Origin of the sequence: Methylobacterium planeticum (genome assembly GCF_008806345.1) — a bacterium.
Taxonomy (GTDB): Bacteria; Pseudomonadota; Alphaproteobacteria; order Rhizobiales; family Beijerinckiaceae; genus Methylobacterium; species Methylobacterium planeticum.
The window spans coordinates 349,716-365,102 of record NZ_VZZJ01000004.1 but is presented as its reverse complement, the minus strand read 5'-3'; the positions used below and the strand labels follow the sequence as shown (position 1 = coordinate 365,102).

The following is a 15,387-nucleotide window of genomic DNA, read 5'->3' as shown; positions in this document are numbered from 1 at the left end:
AACACCGTTCGAGGGCGGCCGCGCCCCCCGGTCTATCGCCGATTTGAGACAAAGAACTGCCTTTGTCAGAGCGTCCTTCACCTGTCCGCGAGCAAAAAAGGGTTTCGTGGCCTCTGATCCATTCTGCAAGTCAAAGGCTGTCAATTGACAGAGCTCGGCTCCGGGCCATCATGTGCGGCTGCATCCGACCGCCGATTTCCGAAGTTTCGGCTATGTCGCAAGCACGGCAGCGGTCCTGTTGATTGAGACGCAATTCGAGCTTGTCCGGGATGGTCATTCGATCATGGTCCGGGAACGTTTTTTCGCGTCGCCAGTAGGCTGGCTCTGCCACCAAAGCCTTTGGCTGGAAGCGAAAAACCGGATCCCAACTTCTCTTGACATGGGCCGTGCCAGGCGCCTAGCACAGTTCCATTGCGCTCAACCTATGTCTGCATCGGACGAGCGCTTGCCGCCGGTCTCCGGCTGCGATTAAGAAAAGTCTCGGAAGTCTCGGCTGCGCGGACAAACCGCGATACGATCGGGCACCACTCAGGGAAGAAGCGTGATGGACGAGAAGGTAGTCGAGGTCCGTGATGCCTGGCGTCAAGGGGCACATGTCGACAATGCCCGATACCTTGAGATGTACAAGGCTTCGGTGGACGACCCGGCGGCGTTCTGGGCAGAGCACGGCAAGCGCATCGACTGGATGACGCCCTTCACGACGGTGAAGAATACGAGCTTCGAGCCTGGCAATATCTCGATCAAGTGGTTCGAGGACGGTCGGACCAACGTCGCCTACAATTGTGTCGATCGCCACCTCGAAACCCGCGGCGATCAGACCGCGATCATCTGGGAAGGCGACGACCCGAACGAATCCAAGCACATCACCTATCGCGAGTTGCACGCGCAGGTCTGCCGGATGGCGAACGTGCTGCGCAACCGCGGCGTCTCGAAGGGCGACCGGGTCACGATCTACCTTCCGATGATTCCGGAGGCGGCCTACGCGATGCTCGCCTGTGCGCGTCTCGGTGCGATCCACTCCATCGTGTTTGGCGGGTTTTCACCGGATTCCCTCGCCGGTCGTATCGAGGGTTGTGCTTCCAAGGTCGTGATCACATCCGACGAGGGCCTTCGCGGTGGCCGCAAGGTGCCGCTCAAGGCTAATGTCGATGCGGCGATCCAGCGTCTCGGCAAGGACGTCGTCGATCATGTCATCGTCGTCCGCCGCACCGGCTCGGACGTGGCCATGGAGGCCGGCCGCGACGTCTACTATCACGAGGCCGCCGAGCAGGTGACCGACGAATGCCCGGCGGAGGCGGTGGAGGCGGAGCACCCGCTCTTCATCCTCTACACGTCCGGCTCCACCGGACAGCCGAAGGGCGTCGTGCACACCACGGGCGGCTATCTCGTCTACGCGTCGATGACCCATCAATACGTCTTCGATTACCGCGAAGGCGAGGTCTACTGGTGCACGGCCGATGTCGGCTGGGTCACGGGGCACAGCTACATCGTGTACGGGCCGCTCGCGAACGGCGCCACGACCCTGATGTTCGAGGGCATCCCGACCTATCCGTCCAATTCGAGGTTCTGGGAGGTCGTCGACAAGCACAAGGTCAACATCTTCTACACGGCTCCGACGGCGATCCGCTCCCTCATGGGAGGCGGCGAGGGTCCGGTGGCGAAGACCTCGCGCGCCTCCCTGCGCGTGCTCGGCTCCGTCGGCGAGCCGATCAATCCCGAAGCCTGGGAATGGTACTTTAAGGTCGTCGGCGACCGGCGCTGCCCCATCGTCGATACTTGGTGGCAAACCGAGACCGGTGGCATCCTGATCACGCCATTGCCGGGAGCCACGAACCTGAAGCCCGGCTCCGCGACGCGGCCGTTCTTCGGTGTCCAGCCCATCGTCGTCGACGCCGAGGGCAAGACCCTCGAGGGGCCGTGCGAGGGCAACCTCTGCATCAAGGATTCCTGGCCCGGACAGATGCGCACGGTCTACGGTGATCATGAGCGCTTCGAGCAGACCTACTTCTCGACCTATGCGGGCAACTACTTCACCGGCGATGGGTGCCGCCGGGACGCGGACGGGTACTACTGGATCACCGGCCGCGTGGACGACGTGATCAACGTCTCGGGCCACCGAATGGGTACGGCGGAGGTCGAATCCTCTCTCGTCGCGCATCCGAAGGTCGCCGAGGCCGCGGTGGTCGGCTATCCGCACGATCTCAAGGGTCAGGGCATCTATGCCTACGTCACCCTGAACGAGGGCGAGGAAGGGTCCGACGCCCTGCGCAAGGAGCTCGTGTCCTGGGTCCGCAAGGACATCGGTCCGATCGCCTCGCCGGATCTGATCCAGTTCGCGCCGGGACTTCCCAAGACGCGGTCCGGCAAGATCATGCGCCGCATCCTGCGCAAGATCGCCGAGAACGAGTTCTCGTCGCTCGGGGACACCTCGACGCTTGCCGAGCCCGCGGTCGTCGACGACCTGATCGAGAACCGGCAGAACCGCCGCTGATCCGATCGGGTCCGAAGACCGGGCGCTCCGATCGGGCGCCCGGTCCTGCATCATCACAACGCGCGCTTGAACGGATTCTGGAAGCCGGCCTCGCCCAGCAAGGTCCGATTTCCGCGGAGGGCTTTGCCATGAGCGGATCACGATACGGAACACCGCCGAACGACCCGCGTCGTTCCCCTCCCGGCACCGGAGCTGCCACGGGGCCGGCCGCGACGGGCGAGCCTCCCTACCAGGCGATCGTCCGGAATCCCAACTTCCAGGCGCTCGTGCATGAGCGGACGCGCTTCGGCTGGATCCTGACGATCCTGATGCTGATCGTGTATTTCGGGTTCATCGGCCTCATCGCCTTCGACAAGGCGCTCCTTGCCGTGAAGGTCGGCGGCGGCACGGCCTCGCTCGGGCTCTTCCTCGGCGTCGGCGTGATCGTGTTCGCCTTCATCCTCACCGGCATCTACGTGGCGCGCGCCAATTCCCGCTTCGACGATCTCACGGCCGAGCTGAACCGGAGTGTCGGACGATGACCCGCCTAGCCCGGCTCCCGCTCGCCCTCGCCCTCACCACCGCGTCCCTCGTCCCGCCGGCCTTCGCGGCTGGCCCCGATCTCGGCGCCGTCCAGCAATCGTCGACGAACTGGCCGGCGATCGGAATGTTCTTCTTCTTCGTGCTGGCAACCCTCGGCATCACGATCCGGGCCGCCCGCTCGACCAAGTCCGCCGCCGACTTCTACGCTGCCGGCGGCGGCATCTCGGCCGGCACGAACTCGCTGGCGATCGCGGGCGACTACATGTCGGCCGCGTCGTTCCTCGGAATCTCGGGCCTCGTCTACACCTCGGGCTTCGACGGGCTGATCTACTCCACCGGCTTCCTCGTCGGCTGGCCGATCGTGCTCTTCCTGATTGCCGAGCGCCTGCGCAATCTCGGGAAATTCACCTTCGCGGACGTCGCCTCGTTCCGCCTCGACCAGACCTCGATCCGGATCATCTCGGCGACCGGGACCCTGGTGGTCGTGGCCTTCTACCTGATCGCCCAGATGGTCGGCGCGGGAAAGTTGATCCAGCTCCTGTTCGGCCTGCCCTACCTCTACGCCGTCATCATCGTGGGCGTGCTGATGATCGTCTACGTGGCGTTCGGAGGCATGAAGGCCACGACCTGGGTCCAGGTCATCAAGGCCTGCCTGCTCCTCGGCGGCGCGAGCTTCATGGCGGGTGCCGTGCTGTTCAAGTACGGCTTCAACCCGGAATCCCTGTTCGCCGCGGCGGTCCAGACCCATCCGAAGGGGGACGCGATCATGGCGCCCGGCGGCCTCGTGAACAATCCGATCGAGGCCATCTCCCTCGGCGTCGGCCTGATGTTCGGGACCGCCGGCCTGCCGCATATCCTGATGCGCTTCTTCACGGTGTCGGATGCGCAGGCCGCCCGGAAGTCGGTGTTCTACGCCACCGGGCTGATCGGCTACTTCTATATCCTCACCTTCATTATCGGGTTCGGCGGCATCGCCCTGCTGATGTCGGATCCGACCTACTTCAAGCTTGGCCCGGCCGGCGCCTTCGACAAGCTGAAGGACATGATCGGCGGCACCAACATGGTGGCGGTCAACCTCGCCAACGCCGTCGGCGGCCCGTATTTCCTGGGATTCATCTCGGCGGTCGCTTTCGCGACGATCCTCGCCGTGGTCGCAGGGCTGACGCTCGCGGGCGCCAGCGCCGTGAGCCACGACCTCTACGCCCAGGTCATCGCCCGCGGGCGCACGACCGAAGCGCACGAGGTGAACCTGTCGAAGATCGCGGCGGTCGTGATCGGCATCGTGGCGATCGTGCTCGGATACATCTTCGAGAACCAGAACGTCGCGTTCATGGTCGGGCTGGCGTTCTCGGTGGCGGCGAGCTGCAACTTCCCGGTGCTCGCGATGTCGATCCTCTGGCGCGATACGACGACCTGGGGGGCCTTGATCGGCGGTCTCGTGGGGCTCATCGCGGCGGTGATGATGGTGGTCCTGTCGAAGGCGGTCTGGGTTGCGACCCTCGGCAACCCGACGGCGATCTTCCCCTACGACAATCCCGCCCTGTTCTCGATGCCGCTCGCCTTCGCGACGATCGTCATCGTGTCGAAGCTGGATCGGTCGCAACGGGCACGGCGTGAGCGCGCGGCATTCGATGCCCAGTACGTCCGCTCGGAAACCGGGATTGGTGCATCGACTGCCCACGCACACTGACCAACCTGAGGGCGCGGCATCGGACCAGCCGCGCCCTTCGGCCGCGATCGGCGATCCTGGGCTTTCGCACACGCTTCGCGCTGCTCACCGCGGCTCGACGGACTGGTCGTCAGGGTTTCCAGTCGTAGCAGGTGAGCCGACCTTCAAACATAGACAGCATCGGCTCTGCTCGCGACGACGCTGAAATTTCAGCATTGCTGCATGCCTGCAGCGTCTCGCGTCCACCTGACGAGGCGTCGGAGCTGAAGTTCCCAAGACGTGTGAGGGCACCCGTCTTCAGGGACGAGCACTCGGTTACCGATCCGGAACACAAAGCTTGTTAATATTAACATCTACGTCGTTTTTGCTCCTTGGCGGCACTTGGGCGCAGGCCAGACTTGCGCTAGCGTCATATGTCCAACCGAGCTTGGCGACGACCCGCACGGTCGTTCCGGTTCGGCCGAGGAAGTGAACAAGAACGGGTCGGGCCGCATCCAAGCGCTGTCCGCAACCGGTGCCGGGATGCCCGGTGGCCGGTCATAATCGTGTGGAGGGACTGTTATGGCAGTGGGAACCGCGGTGCCGCGGGCGGATGAAGCGGCAAGACCGATGAGCTCCAGCGAGAAGCGGGTCATTCTCGCATCGTCGCTCGGCACCGTCTTCGAGTGGTATGATTTCTATCTCTACGGGTCTCTCGCTGCCATCATCGGCGCGCAATTCTTCTCGGCCTACCCGGAGGCGACGCGCAACATCTTCGCGCTTCTGGCGTTCGCGGCCGGCTTCCTCGTGCGGCCCTTCGGCGCCCTCGTGTTCGGCCGGCTCGGCGACATGGTCGGACGCAAGTACACCTTCCTGATCACGATCCTGATCATGGGCATCTCCACTTTCTGCGTCGGCCTGCTGCCTTCCTACACGACGCTCAATGCCTACGGGATCGGATGGGTCGCACCCGTGACGCTGCTCGGCCTGCGCATGCTGCAGGGCCTCGCACTCGGTGGCGAGTACGGCGGAGCCGCAGTCTACGTCGCCGAGCACGCGCCCCGCGGACGGCGTGGGTTCTACACCGCCTTCATCCAGACGACGGCGACGCTCGGGCTGCTGCTCTCGCTGATCATCATCCTCTCGACTCAAGGGTACGTGAACAGCGCCTACGCGCCGACCGTCGTGACGAATGCGGACGGCACCAGCACCACGCTCACGGCCTTCCAGGTCTGGGGCTGGAGGATCCCGTTCCTCGTCTCCGTCGCGCTCCTCGCCATCTCGGTCTGGATCCGCCTGCAGATGCATGAGAGCCCTGCCTTCCAGAAGATGAAGGCCGAGGGAACCCAATCGAAGGCCCCGCTCTCCGAGGCGTTCGGTCAGTGGCGCAATGCCAAGTGGGCCCTGCTCGCCCTGCTCGGCCTCACCGCGGGTCAGGCCGTCGTCTGGTACACGGGCCAGTTCTACGCCCTGTTCTTCCTCCAGAGCATTCTGAAGGTCGACCAGTTCACCGCCAACGTGATGATCGCCTGGTCGCTGATCCTCGGCACCGGAGGCTTCCTGTTCTTCGGCAGCCTCTCTGACCGGATCGGCCGCAAGCCGATCATCCTCGGCGGCTGCCTGATCGCCGCCCTGACCTACTTCCCGCTGTTCAACCTCCTGACCGCGAACGCCAATCCGGCGCTCCACGCGGCCCAGGCGAACGTCGCGGTCGTGGTGAAGACCAATCCGGCCGAATGCTCGTTCCAGTTCAATCCGGTCGGAACGGCCAAGTTCACCAAGGAGTGCGACATCGCCAAGGCGCTTCTCGCCCGCAGCGCCGTGTCCTATCGGACCGAGCCGCTTCCGGCGGGTTCGCCGACGGTGGTGAGCGTCGCCGGCAAGGACTTTCCGGTGGCCGACCCGACCTTCAGCAAGTCCGTGACCGGGGCGCTGACGGAGGCCGGGTACCCGGCGGCGAGCAATCCGTCCATCATCAAGGTCGCAAACCCCCTCGATGTCTTCACCGGCCAGAAGCTCGTGGTGATCGGCATCCTGACGATCCTCGTCATCTACGTGACGATGGTCTACGGCCCGATCGCGGCCGCGCTCGTGGAACTCTTCCCGACGCGGATCCGCTACACCTCGATGTCGCTGCCCTATCACATCGGCAATGGCTGGTTCGGCGGTCTGCTGCCGGCGACAGCCTTCGCGATGGTGGCCCAGACCGGCGATATCTACTTCGGCCTCTGGTACCCGATCGTGATCGCCCTGTTCACCTTCGTGGTCGGGCTGATCTTCATCCCGGAGACCAAGGATCGCGACATCTTCACCTTCGACGATCAGCCCACGCGCTGACCGTCACGGCCGTTGCGAGACGAGAGGGCCCCGCCGATCGGCGGGGCCTTTTTCGTCGGGGCATGCGGAACGGGTGCAGCCCGTCCGCCCTCAATGCCGGAAGTGGCGATGCCCGGTGAACACCATGGCGAGGCCCGCTTCGTCGGCGGCGCGGATCACCTCGTCGTCGCGCATCGAACCGCCCGGTTGGATCACGGCGGTGGCCCCCGCCTCGGCGGCTGCCAGAAGGCCGTCCGCGAAGGGGAAGAACGCGTCGGAGGCGACGACCGAGCCCTTGGCGAGGCTCTCCGCGAGGCCGAGGCGCTTGGCGCCCTCGGCGGCCTTCCAGGCTGCGATGCGCGCGGAGTCGACCCGCGACATCTGCCCGGCACCGATCCCCACGGTGGCACCGCCCCGGGCGTAGATGATCGCGTTCGACTTCACGTGCTTGGCGACCCGGTAGGCGAACCGGAGATCGGCGTATTCCAGCTCCGTCGGCGCACGCCGGGTGACGACGTTGAGCGGCATGTCGTCGACCACCGCATTGTCGCGGCCCTGCACCAGCAGGCCTCCCGAGAGGCTGCGGACGGTCTCACCCGGCGCGCGCGGGTCCGGCAAGCCGCCCGCGATGAGGAGGCGGAGATTCTTCTTCGCTCCGATGATGGCCCTCGCCTCCCCGGAGGCTTCGGGCGCGATGATGACCTCCGTGAAGATCTCGACGATCTTGCGAGCGGCATCGGCATCGAGGCTGCGATTGAGCGCGACTATCCCCCCGAAGGCCGAGGTCGGGTCGCAGGCGAGTGCCCGCTCATAGGCCTCGAGCAGGTCGTTGCCCTCCGCGACGCCGCAGGGGTTCGCGTGCTTGATGATCGCCACGGCCGCCGTGCGGGACGGGTCGAACTCCGCGACGCACTCGTAGGCCGCGTCCGTATCGTTGAAGTTATTGTAGGACAGCTCCTTGCCCTGAAGCTGACGGGCGCTCGCAACCCCCTTCCTTACGATGCCCGGGGACTTGTAGAAGGCCGCCGATTGATGCGGGTTCTCGCCGTAGCGCAGGCCCTGCGCGAGTTGACCCCCGAAGGCCCGGAAGGCCGGTGTGCCCTCCCCCCCGATCTCCCCGGCGAGCCAGTTCGCGATCGCGGCGTCGTAGGCGGCGGTACGGGCATAGGCCTTCTGGGCGAGGCGCCGCCGCGTCTCGCCGCAGAGCATTCCGGCGCCGCTCTCGAGTTCCGAGAGCAGGGCCGCGTAATCGGAGACATCCGTCACGACCGCGACGTCGGCGTGGTTCTTGGCGGCGGCGCGGATCATCGCGGGGCCGCCGACATCGATGTTCTCGATGCATTCCGCGTAGGGCTTGCCCGCCGCGATGGTCGCCTCGAACGGGTAGAGATTGACCACCAGGAGATCGATGGCACCGATCCCGTGCGCCGCGAGCGCGGCCTGATGCTCGGGGTTGTCCCGGACCGCGAGGAGGCCGCCATGCACCGCCGGATGCAGGGTCTTCACGCGACCGTCCATCATCTCGGGGAAGCCCGTCAGGTCCGCGACCTCGGTGACGGGCAGACCGGCCTCGCTGAGGGACCGGTGCGTGCCGCCGGTCGAGACGAGGTCGATGGCGCGGGCATTCAGGGCGCGAGCGAAGTCGACGAGGCCCGTCTTGTCCGAAACGGAAAGGAGCGCGCGGGTCACCCGCACTTGGTCGTGGGACATCGATCGTTCGTCCTGGCAGTCGCGAGGTTTCGCCGGCGCGGTAACACGAATCCGGGCGAGCGGGCCAGGGTAGGCCGGATGACGATGCGACCGCCGCCGCGGGCCGTTCGGGTCTGCGAAGCGGATCAGCCGGACGGGTTCATCCGGCGCGCGAAGGACCAGCTCACCTGCGTCGTGTCCTCGACGCGCAGGTGCAGGACGATCTGATCGGTGCGGCGTGCGCCCGAGAGGCCCGCGAAATACACGCTCTCCTCGATCGCGATCGCGATCGCCGCGCCCTCGGCCCGGAACGCCCAGACCTCGCCGAGCGGCGAGGACAGCGTCAGGTCATCGGTCGTCTCGCCGCAGACCACGATGGCGGGATGGAGATGGAAGCGGATCGCGACGTCCTGCGGCTTGTGACGCCCCTTGCCCGTGCGCACGAAGGCGTCCTGGCCATCGAGGCGTCCGGTGCTGCCGACGAGTTGCCATCTCCGCTCGTGCACGATGCCGAAATCCTCGGCGTAACCGTCATGGCGTGCGGCGACCACGAGGGCATCGGCCGTTTCGGTGCGCTCCGCCTTCACGTCGCTGGGGCCGCGCAGGACGACCGGGCCCAGGTGACGCGACAACCAATCCGCTGCGAGCCGCTCGCCCCACCAGCCCCCTCCCCCGAGGAGCCGGCAGGAGGAAGTGTTGGCGACCGTGGCCGTCGAGTGGGCTGCGGTGCTGCGGGCGAGGCGCCGCAACTCCGCGCCACTTGCCGGCAATCCGCAATTGACGACGATCCGCTGCGGACCGCTCGACATCTCGAACGAGAGGCAGCCGGCCCCGGCATTGCGGGAGAAGGGCAGTGGCGGCGGAGCGCCGACATCCGCGACGACGACGATCCGCCCGCTCTCCAGCCGCTCGTAGCCCGAGTTCGGCGCATGCGACATGGGCTGCGCCATGGCGCCGTCATAGATGAGGAGCGTCGCCAGGTGGTCGGCGGCGGTCGCGCCCATGCCGTTGAAGTGGCTCAATGAAGCGTCGGCGTGGCGCAGGAGCCGCAGGAGCGGCAGCATCCGGTCGATCGCGCGCAGCAGGGCTTCCGGCGGGTCGACGCTGCGGCTGAGATAGCTCTGCCGGAGGGGAAGCAGATCGAGCATCAGCTCCATGGCGAAGCGCGGATCGCGGCTGCGATGGCCGCCATCGGCCATGATCTGGCGATCGAGTTCGCGGGACAGGATCCGCGTCGCGCGCCGGAGGATCGGTTCGATCCCCTCGCAGCACAGGCCGGCATAGCAGAGGGCGACCGCCGCGCTGAGCCGCCACTGGGGCGGCAAGCCCCAGCGAAGGTCCCGCTCCAGCTCGCGCGCCGACTTTGCGAGGATCTTTAGGAACCCCTGGTAGAAGTTGCGATCGGCCCCTTCCAGCACCAGTGGCGATTGGCTGAGGAAGGAGATCAGGCGCCGCGCGGCCACCGGCGTCGGGCGCGCAAGGGTCGGATCGCCCCGGCCGGCCATGAAATCGGCCACGAAGGCACGCGCATTCGCGCGCGCCAAGGCGGTGTCGGCGGCGCGCAGGTGCCGGAGCCAGCCGAAGCCGTAGAGGACCTCGGCCCATTCCGGCGAGGGTGGCGTGTAGTCGAAGGGAGAGCGGCCGCTCACCGCCAGCGAGCGTCCGGCGAAGACGAACAGGCCGGAATAGATGTCGTCCGCGAAGGTCGCGTCGCTGGTGCGCAGGTCCTGAGGCGCGATCACGAGGCCCGTCACGCGAACCCGTGCCAGGATGTCGGGCGAGGATGTCAGTCGCGCCGATGCTCCGCGCATCGTCCGCGCGACCTCGCGCCCGACGAGCCGATACAAGCGCCAGCGATCAGGCCCCCAACGCACGCGATCTCCCCGCCGGGCGGATGCGCGAGAATGCGCCCGGCCCGTTCTCATGGCGAACGAAGCTAGAGTGGGCCTCTTAACCAGTGGTTAAGCATATGCCCAGTGCGCCGACCGGATTCGGGGCTCCGGTCGGGTGACCATCGTGGTGATTCGATGACCGGCGCCCTCGAGCCCCGGGCACCGTTCGCTTGTGGAGAACGGTGATTGCGGGGACAACGATCCCATACGGGCGCTTCGTAGCCGGCAATCTCTTGATCTTGCTAAGACATTTACCCGTCGAGACTTTTTCTCGGGTATCGTCTGACTGTCCGATACCAGGACACGGAACAGCCATGCGTTTCGACCTCACCGAAGACCCGACGGGCCTGTGGTTCTGGACCCTGTCCGATGATCGCTCCGGCGCGGTGGTCTGCTCACCGTCGCGCTTTCGCACGCAGGTCCAGGCTTTCGCGGACATCGCCGCCTTCAAGGCATCCGTCTCGATCGCGGGCGTCCTCATCGGCGACCGGCCCAAGCGGCGCGAGCGGGATGACGGCAGCGGCCAGCTCGGCCTGCTCTAAGCCGGACGCCGCTGAAGCCGGCTCGCGAAGAAGCCGTCGATTCCTCCACGCAGGGTTGTCCCGGTGCCGTCGAGATGGGCGGGGAGCGTGCGCAGATCTCCGTTCCGATCGATCAGGTCGCCAAGCCCTCCGACATCCTCGGGCGTGACCGGGACGCGCTCGTAGTCGCCGTTGCGGGCCAGGAAGGCCGCAACCTGCTGCTCACCCTCCTCCGGCTCGAGGGAGCAGGTGCAGAAGACGAGGCGCCCCCCCGAGTTCACGAGGGTCGCGGCCCGGTCGAGCAGCCGGGATTGCAGCGCCGCGAGCCGGCCGATATCGGCATCGCCCTTGATCCAGGCGACGTCCGGGTGGCGACGGATGGTGCCGGTGGCCGAGCAGGGGGCGTCGAGGAGGACGGCGTCGAACGTGCCCTCCTGCGGCAGGGTCAGCGCGTCCCCGACGCGGATCTCCGCGTTCAGCCCGAGCCGGGCGAGGTTCTGCCGCAGGCGTTCGAGCCGGGGAGCGGAGCGATCGACGGCCGTGACCAGCGCGCCGGCCGCTGCGAGCTGGGCGGTCTTGCCGCCAGGGGCGGCGCAGAGATCCGCGACCCTGGCGCCGGGCGCGACGCCGAGAAGGCGCGCCGGAATTGCCGCAGCGGCGTCCTGCACCCACCACTCCCCCTCGGCATAGCCAGGCAGGTCCGCGACCGGTGTCTTGGCGTCGCGCAAGCGCAGGGAGCCGAGAGGCAGCAGGTCCGCGTCGAGGCGTTCGGCCCAGGCCTGCGCCTCGCCCCGCACCGTCAGGTCGATGGCGGCCCCGTGGAGGTGCGCCCGCGCGATTGCCTGAGCCAGGTCCGGTCCATAGGCCGCGCGCCAGCGGGCCGCGAGCCACGGGGGCGTGTTGTGCTCGAGGGGATCGATCGCATCGGCCTGAATGGCCGCTCTCTCCCGCACGATCCGGCGCAGGACGGCGTTGACGAGGCCGGCAAGGTGCTGGGCCTGCGGGTCGGCCTTGGCGAGGCGCACCGAGAGGTCGACGGCGGCGTGATCGGGAACGTGCAGATCGAGGATCTGGGCCGCCCCCGTTGCCAGGAGCGCGAGAAGGCGCGGTTCGTTCTCGGGCAGCCCCTGCGCCATCCGTGCCGCCAGGGCCCGCTTCAGGAAGCCGAAACGGCGGAACGTCACGGTCGCGATCGCGCGCGCCAGCGCGGCGTCGGCCGGGTCGAGGCCGGCCGTCCGCCCGGCTTGCGCCAGGGCGTCCTCCAGGGCGAAGGCGCGGTCCTGCCCGATCAGGTCGGCGACCGCGTTGCGCGCCACGAGGCGGGCCCCGAGGCCTGCCACGTTCCCCTCGATGGCCGCACCCTGGCCGCCCACGTTGCGGCTTGTCGCCATCAAACTTACTTTCCTGTGATCGCCGGCGGACGCGCCGGATCCGATGCATGCCCTTTCACCTGAGCGTACGCGATGCAAGACCCGAAGAAGACCGCCCCCGCCGACGAGAGCGAGACCGGGCTGCCGACGCGCGTTCTCTCGCCCGCGGCGGAGCGGGCTCTGGCCGAAGCCGCCGAACGCCGTGCCGCCATCGACGCACATGCGGCCGGGATCGCCGCGCGTGGTGAGCGCCGCGGGCGCGGCGGGCTGGAGCCCGTGCGCTACGATGATTGGGAGGTCAAGGGGATCGCCGTCGACTTCTGATTGCGGACGCAGGCCTGCCGTCTGCGGAACGTCCGCCGACGATTGCTGTTGGGCCCTCAGTTGATCCGATGAGGGAGACACGCCATGGCGACGAAGATCTCGAGCAGAACCGCCTCCGCCGGCGCCCACGGCGAGGTCAGCCTCGCAGGCGGCGAGACGCTGGCCATGCGGATGTGGCGCGATGAGCCGCCGACCGACCAGAAGCCCAGTGCCAGCCGTCCCTACGAGACGGTCGGTTACGTGATTTCGGGCCGGGCCGAGCTGACGCTCAGTGGGGAGACCGTCACGCTGGAACCCGGTGATTCCTGGCTGGTGCCGGCCGGGGCCGAGCACAGCTACAGGATCCTGGAGACCTTCACGGCCGTCGAGGCGACCGCGCCGCCGGCCTCCTAGCGCGGTCGGCCCATTCGTCGTCGAGGCCGCCGGAGAACCGCCCTTCATTCGCAGACGGCGATTCTCGCTGCGCGGCGAGGCCGGGCCGACGGGTCAGCGAACCATGTAGACCTGTGTCCCGACCGAGACGCGGCCGTAGAGATCGACGATGTCCTGGTTGTACATGCGCACGCACCCGTAGGATGCGTAGGTGCCCACCGAGTTCGGTCGGTTGGTGCCGTGGATCGCATACTCGCCGCCCGCGAGCGTCATCGCCGCCACTCCCATGGGATTGCGCGGAGAGCCGCCGGCAATGAGGTTCGGCAGGCGCGGGTTGTCGCGCTTCACCTCACGCGGGGGCGCCCAGGCCGGCTGCACGTATTTCCCGTCGATCTGCGTGGCGCCGACCCACTGCTTCCCCGGTTTGCCCACCGCGACCGGATACCGGATCGCCGTCCCGTCGCCGTTGACGAGGTAGAGCCGTCGTTCGGAGATGCGGATCACGACCGATCCCGGCGAGATTGATCCCTCGTGGAACGGCACCATCTCGCGGGCGTGAGCGGGGCTTGCCGATCCCGACACTGCCGCTCCCAAGCCTGCCAGCACCGCACCGGCGGCCACCGCGCTGCATCCCTTCTGCCCGAACATCGGATCGTCCTCGAAAGCGTGACCTTACGCAGGACGACAATTCACCGCCAAGGTTGCTGTTCCGCGGGCGGAAAAACCTCCTGTGGACATTACGCACCGCGATCACTCGTCTCGGTAAAAACTGCGCAGAGCTTTCGGCGCAAAGTCACGCCTCGGCGGAAAGCAAGTCCTAACCTTGATGGCCGTCAGCGCTCGAGCAGGCGCTTGGCGTCATCGCTGCGCCCCTGCCAACCGTGCCGCTCGAGCTCGGGATCGAGATGCTCCTCGACCGGATAGCCGACGCAGAGATACGCGACGAGACGCCAGGCCTCCGGGACATCGAGGAGTTCCGTGACGACGCCTGGTTCCAGGATCGAGACCCACCCGACGCCGAGACCGTGGGCCCGCGCGGCGAGCCAGAAGCTCTGGATCGCCCCGACCACGGAGAAGCGCAGCATCTCCGGCATCGTCGCGCGCCCGAGACCGTGCCCGGCATCCGTCGCCTCGTCGCAGAAGACCGCGAGGTGAACCGGCGCCTCCCGCAGCCCTTCGAGCTTCAGGCGCCGGTAGAGGTCGCGCCGCGAATCCGGGTAGGCCGCGCCCGCGCTGACGTTGCAATGCTCGAAGCTCGCCAGCACACCGGCCCGCCTCTCCTGGCTCGAGACCCTCACGAAACGCCAGGGCTGGCTGTTGCCGACCGACGGGCTCAGGTTCGCGAGGTCCAGGCAGGTGCGCAGCGCCGCCTCATCGACCGCGTCCCGGTGGAAGCGGCGCACGTCCCGGCGCCACGCGAACAGGTCGCCGAGCGTCTCGCGGAACCGGTCGTCGAAGGTGGGCACGCGGACGGGATCCAGACACAGGGGCTCGTCTCATAGCCCGTTCCGACGGGCGGCGCGCAGAAAAAAGGCCGCTCCGAAGAGGCGGCCTGAAGTCCTTGGGTCTCGAAACCTCTGGAATGTCGGTCGGTGGATCCGGCTCGGCGCCCGAGGGCTGGGGAGCTCGGGTTTCGGGCGTGAGCCGGGCACAGGCCAACGAGGTTCGGGAAACGTTGTGCGGGCGCAACAAGGCTCGCGAAAGGCGCGAAAGCGGCAAAACCGTGATGCTTTGTTTCTGGAGCGTGGCCTTGACGCCCTAGACAGCGCCCTTGCGGGTCGAAGCGGCGGAGCCCATCATTCGGCTAACCGAAGCTGTCCGACGATGGAGTGACGATGAGCGAGAGGACGAGTGCCGAGCCCCGCCCGAACGAAACCGCGGCCCATGTGGTCCCATTCCCGGCCTCTTCGCCCGCCCCCCAGATCTCCTTCAATCGCGACGAACTCCGAACGATCTTCAACCTGTACGGACGGATGGTGTCGGACGGGGAATGGCGCGACTACGCCCTCGATTTCCGCCGGGACAAGGCCGTGTTCTCGATCTATCGCCGCGCGTCCGAGATGCCGCTCTACCGGATCGAGAAGGACCCGAAGCTCGCTCGGCGACAGGGAGCCTACGCGGTCGTCGCGGCAAGCGGCCTGATCCTGAAGCGGGGGGCCGATCTCGGACGCGTGCTCGCCGTCCTGGAGAAGCCGTTGCGCGTCGTCTGAGGATTTGGCGCGCTCCCGACCCTGGATCCGTC

The 15,387-nt window shown here is 67.2% G+C and carries 13 protein-coding genes; 8 read left to right on the top strand and 5 right to left on the bottom strand.

Going from position 1 to position 15,387, the window contains the following annotated elements; all coding sequences use genetic code 11:
- Positions 1-544 precede the first annotated feature (544 nt).
- From acs to F6X51_RS07265, 4 genes are all read left to right on the top strand, one after another.
- Positions 545-2,491: an acetate--CoA ligase gene (acs, locus tag F6X51_RS07280; RefSeq protein WP_150962549.1), complete on the top strand. Its 1,947-nt coding sequence runs from the start codon at positions 545-547 to the stop codon at positions 2,489-2,491.
- A gap of 128 nt (positions 2,492-2,619) precedes the next feature.
- A complete protein-coding gene (locus F6X51_RS07275) occupies positions 2,620-3,012 on the top strand; it encodes a DUF485 domain-containing protein (RefSeq protein WP_150962548.1) in 393 nt (130 codons plus the stop codon).
- The gene (locus F6X51_RS07270) at positions 3,009-4,703 is read left to right on the top strand and encodes a cation acetate symporter (protein ID WP_150962547.1); all 1,695 of its coding nucleotides are present in this window, start codon (positions 3,009-3,011) and stop codon (positions 4,701-4,703) included. Before F6X51_RS07275 ends, F6X51_RS07270 begins: the two co-directional genes overlap by 4 nt.
- A gap of 540 nt (positions 4,704-5,243) precedes the next feature.
- On the top strand, positions 5,244-6,998 hold the full coding sequence (locus F6X51_RS07265) for an MFS transporter (RefSeq protein ID WP_150962546.1): 1,755 nt from the start codon (positions 5,244-5,246) through the stop codon (positions 6,996-6,998).
- Between the two features lie 90 nt (positions 6,999-7,088).
- Here F6X51_RS07265 and purH read toward each other — a convergent pair whose 3' ends face one another.
- Both purH and F6X51_RS07255 read right to left on the bottom strand, forming a co-directional pair.
- Positions 7,089-8,687: a bifunctional phosphoribosylaminoimidazolecarboxamide formyltransferase/IMP cyclohydrolase gene (purH, locus tag F6X51_RS07260; RefSeq protein ID WP_150962545.1), complete on the bottom strand. Its 1,599-nt coding sequence runs from the start codon at positions 8,685-8,687 to the stop codon at positions 7,089-7,091.
- Positions 8,688-8,812: 125 nt separating this feature from the next.
- Positions 8,813-10,591 carry a heparinase II/III family protein gene (locus F6X51_RS07255; protein ID WP_407658464.1) on the bottom strand — a complete coding sequence of 593 codons (1,779 nt, stop codon included), beginning with the start codon at positions 10,589-10,591 and terminating at the stop codon, positions 8,813-8,815.
- A 281-nt stretch (positions 10,592-10,872) separates the two neighbouring features.
- Here F6X51_RS07255 and F6X51_RS07250 point away from each other — a divergent pair, with 281 nt between their 5' ends.
- Positions 10,873-11,100 carry a hypothetical protein gene (locus F6X51_RS07250; protein WP_150962543.1) on the top strand — a complete coding sequence of 76 codons (228 nt, stop codon included), beginning with the start codon at positions 10,873-10,875 and terminating at the stop codon, positions 11,098-11,100.
- Here F6X51_RS07250 and F6X51_RS07245 read toward each other — a convergent pair.
- Positions 11,097-12,470 (bottom strand): RsmB/NOP family class I SAM-dependent RNA methyltransferase, encoded by a 1,374-nt coding sequence (locus F6X51_RS07245; protein ID WP_150962542.1) that lies wholly within the window; start codon positions 12,468-12,470, stop codon positions 11,097-11,099. The two genes, F6X51_RS07250 and F6X51_RS07245, sit on opposite strands and share 4 nt — an antisense overlap.
- A gap of 72 nt (positions 12,471-12,542) precedes the next feature.
- On the opposite strand from F6X51_RS07245, the gene F6X51_RS07240 reads away from it, so the two are divergent.
- Positions 12,543-12,773 carry a DUF1674 domain-containing protein gene (locus tag F6X51_RS07240; protein WP_150962541.1) on the top strand — a complete coding sequence of 77 codons (231 nt, stop codon included), beginning with the start codon at positions 12,543-12,545 and terminating at the stop codon, positions 12,771-12,773.
- Positions 12,774-12,857: 84 nt separating this feature from the next.
- The gene (locus F6X51_RS07235) at positions 12,858-13,166 is read left to right on the top strand and encodes a cupin domain-containing protein (RefSeq protein ID WP_150962540.1); all 309 of its coding nucleotides are present in this window, start codon (positions 12,858-12,860) and stop codon (positions 13,164-13,166) included.
- Positions 13,167-13,259: 93 nt separating this feature from the next.
- Here the strand turns inward: F6X51_RS07235 and F6X51_RS07230 are convergent, their stop codons facing one another.
- The gene (locus tag F6X51_RS07230) at positions 13,260-13,793 is read right to left on the bottom strand and encodes a L,D-transpeptidase (protein ID WP_150962539.1); all 534 of its coding nucleotides are present in this window, start codon (positions 13,791-13,793) and stop codon (positions 13,260-13,262) included.
- Positions 13,794-13,978: 185 nt separating this feature from the next.
- The gene (bluB, locus tag F6X51_RS07225; protein WP_246696660.1) at positions 13,979-14,611 is read right to left on the bottom strand and encodes a 5,6-dimethylbenzimidazole synthase; all 633 of its coding nucleotides are present in this window, start codon (positions 14,609-14,611) and stop codon (positions 13,979-13,981) included.
- Between the two features lie 369 nt (positions 14,612-14,980).
- Here bluB and F6X51_RS07220 point away from each other — a divergent pair, with 369 nt between their 5' ends.
- On the top strand, positions 14,981-15,355 hold the full coding sequence (locus tag F6X51_RS07220; protein ID WP_150962537.1) for a DUF2794 domain-containing protein: 375 nt from the start codon (positions 14,981-14,983) through the stop codon (positions 15,353-15,355).
- Positions 15,356-15,387 lie beyond the last annotated feature (32 nt).

Coding starts and splice junctions, on each gene's coding strand:
- acs (WP_150962549.1), top strand. CDS start 545: ATGGACGAGAAGGTAGTCGAGGTCCGTGATGCCTGGCGTCAAGGGGCA.
- F6X51_RS07275 (WP_150962548.1), top strand. CDS start 2,620: ATGAGCGGATCACGATACGGAACACCGCCGAACGACCCGCGTCGTTCC.
- F6X51_RS07270 (WP_150962547.1), top strand. CDS start 3,009: ATGACCCGCCTAGCCCGGCTCCCGCTCGCCCTCGCCCTCACCACCGCG.
- F6X51_RS07265 (WP_150962546.1), top strand. CDS start 5,244: ATGGCAGTGGGAACCGCGGTGCCGCGGGCGGATGAAGCGGCAAGACCG.
- purH (WP_150962545.1), bottom strand. CDS start 8,687: ATGTCCCACGACCAAGTGCGGGTGACCCGCGCGCTCCTTTCCGTTTCG.
- F6X51_RS07255 (WP_407658464.1), bottom strand. CDS start 10,591: ATGAGAACGGGCCGGGCGCATTCTCGCGCATCCGCCCGGCGGGGAGAT.
- F6X51_RS07250 (WP_150962543.1), top strand. CDS start 10,873: ATGCGTTTCGACCTCACCGAAGACCCGACGGGCCTGTGGTTCTGGACC.
- F6X51_RS07245 (WP_150962542.1), bottom strand. CDS start 12,470: ATGGCGACAAGCCGCAACGTGGGCGGCCAGGGTGCGGCCATCGAGGGG.
- F6X51_RS07240 (WP_150962541.1), top strand. CDS start 12,543: ATGCAAGACCCGAAGAAGACCGCCCCCGCCGACGAGAGCGAGACCGGG.
- F6X51_RS07235 (WP_150962540.1), top strand. CDS start 12,858: ATGGCGACGAAGATCTCGAGCAGAACCGCCTCCGCCGGCGCCCACGGC.
- F6X51_RS07230 (WP_150962539.1), bottom strand. CDS start 13,793: ATGTTCGGGCAGAAGGGATGCAGCGCGGTGGCCGCCGGTGCGGTGCTG.
- F6X51_RS07220 (WP_150962537.1), top strand. CDS start 14,981: ATGAGCGAGAGGACGAGTGCCGAGCCCCGCCCGAACGAAACCGCGGCC.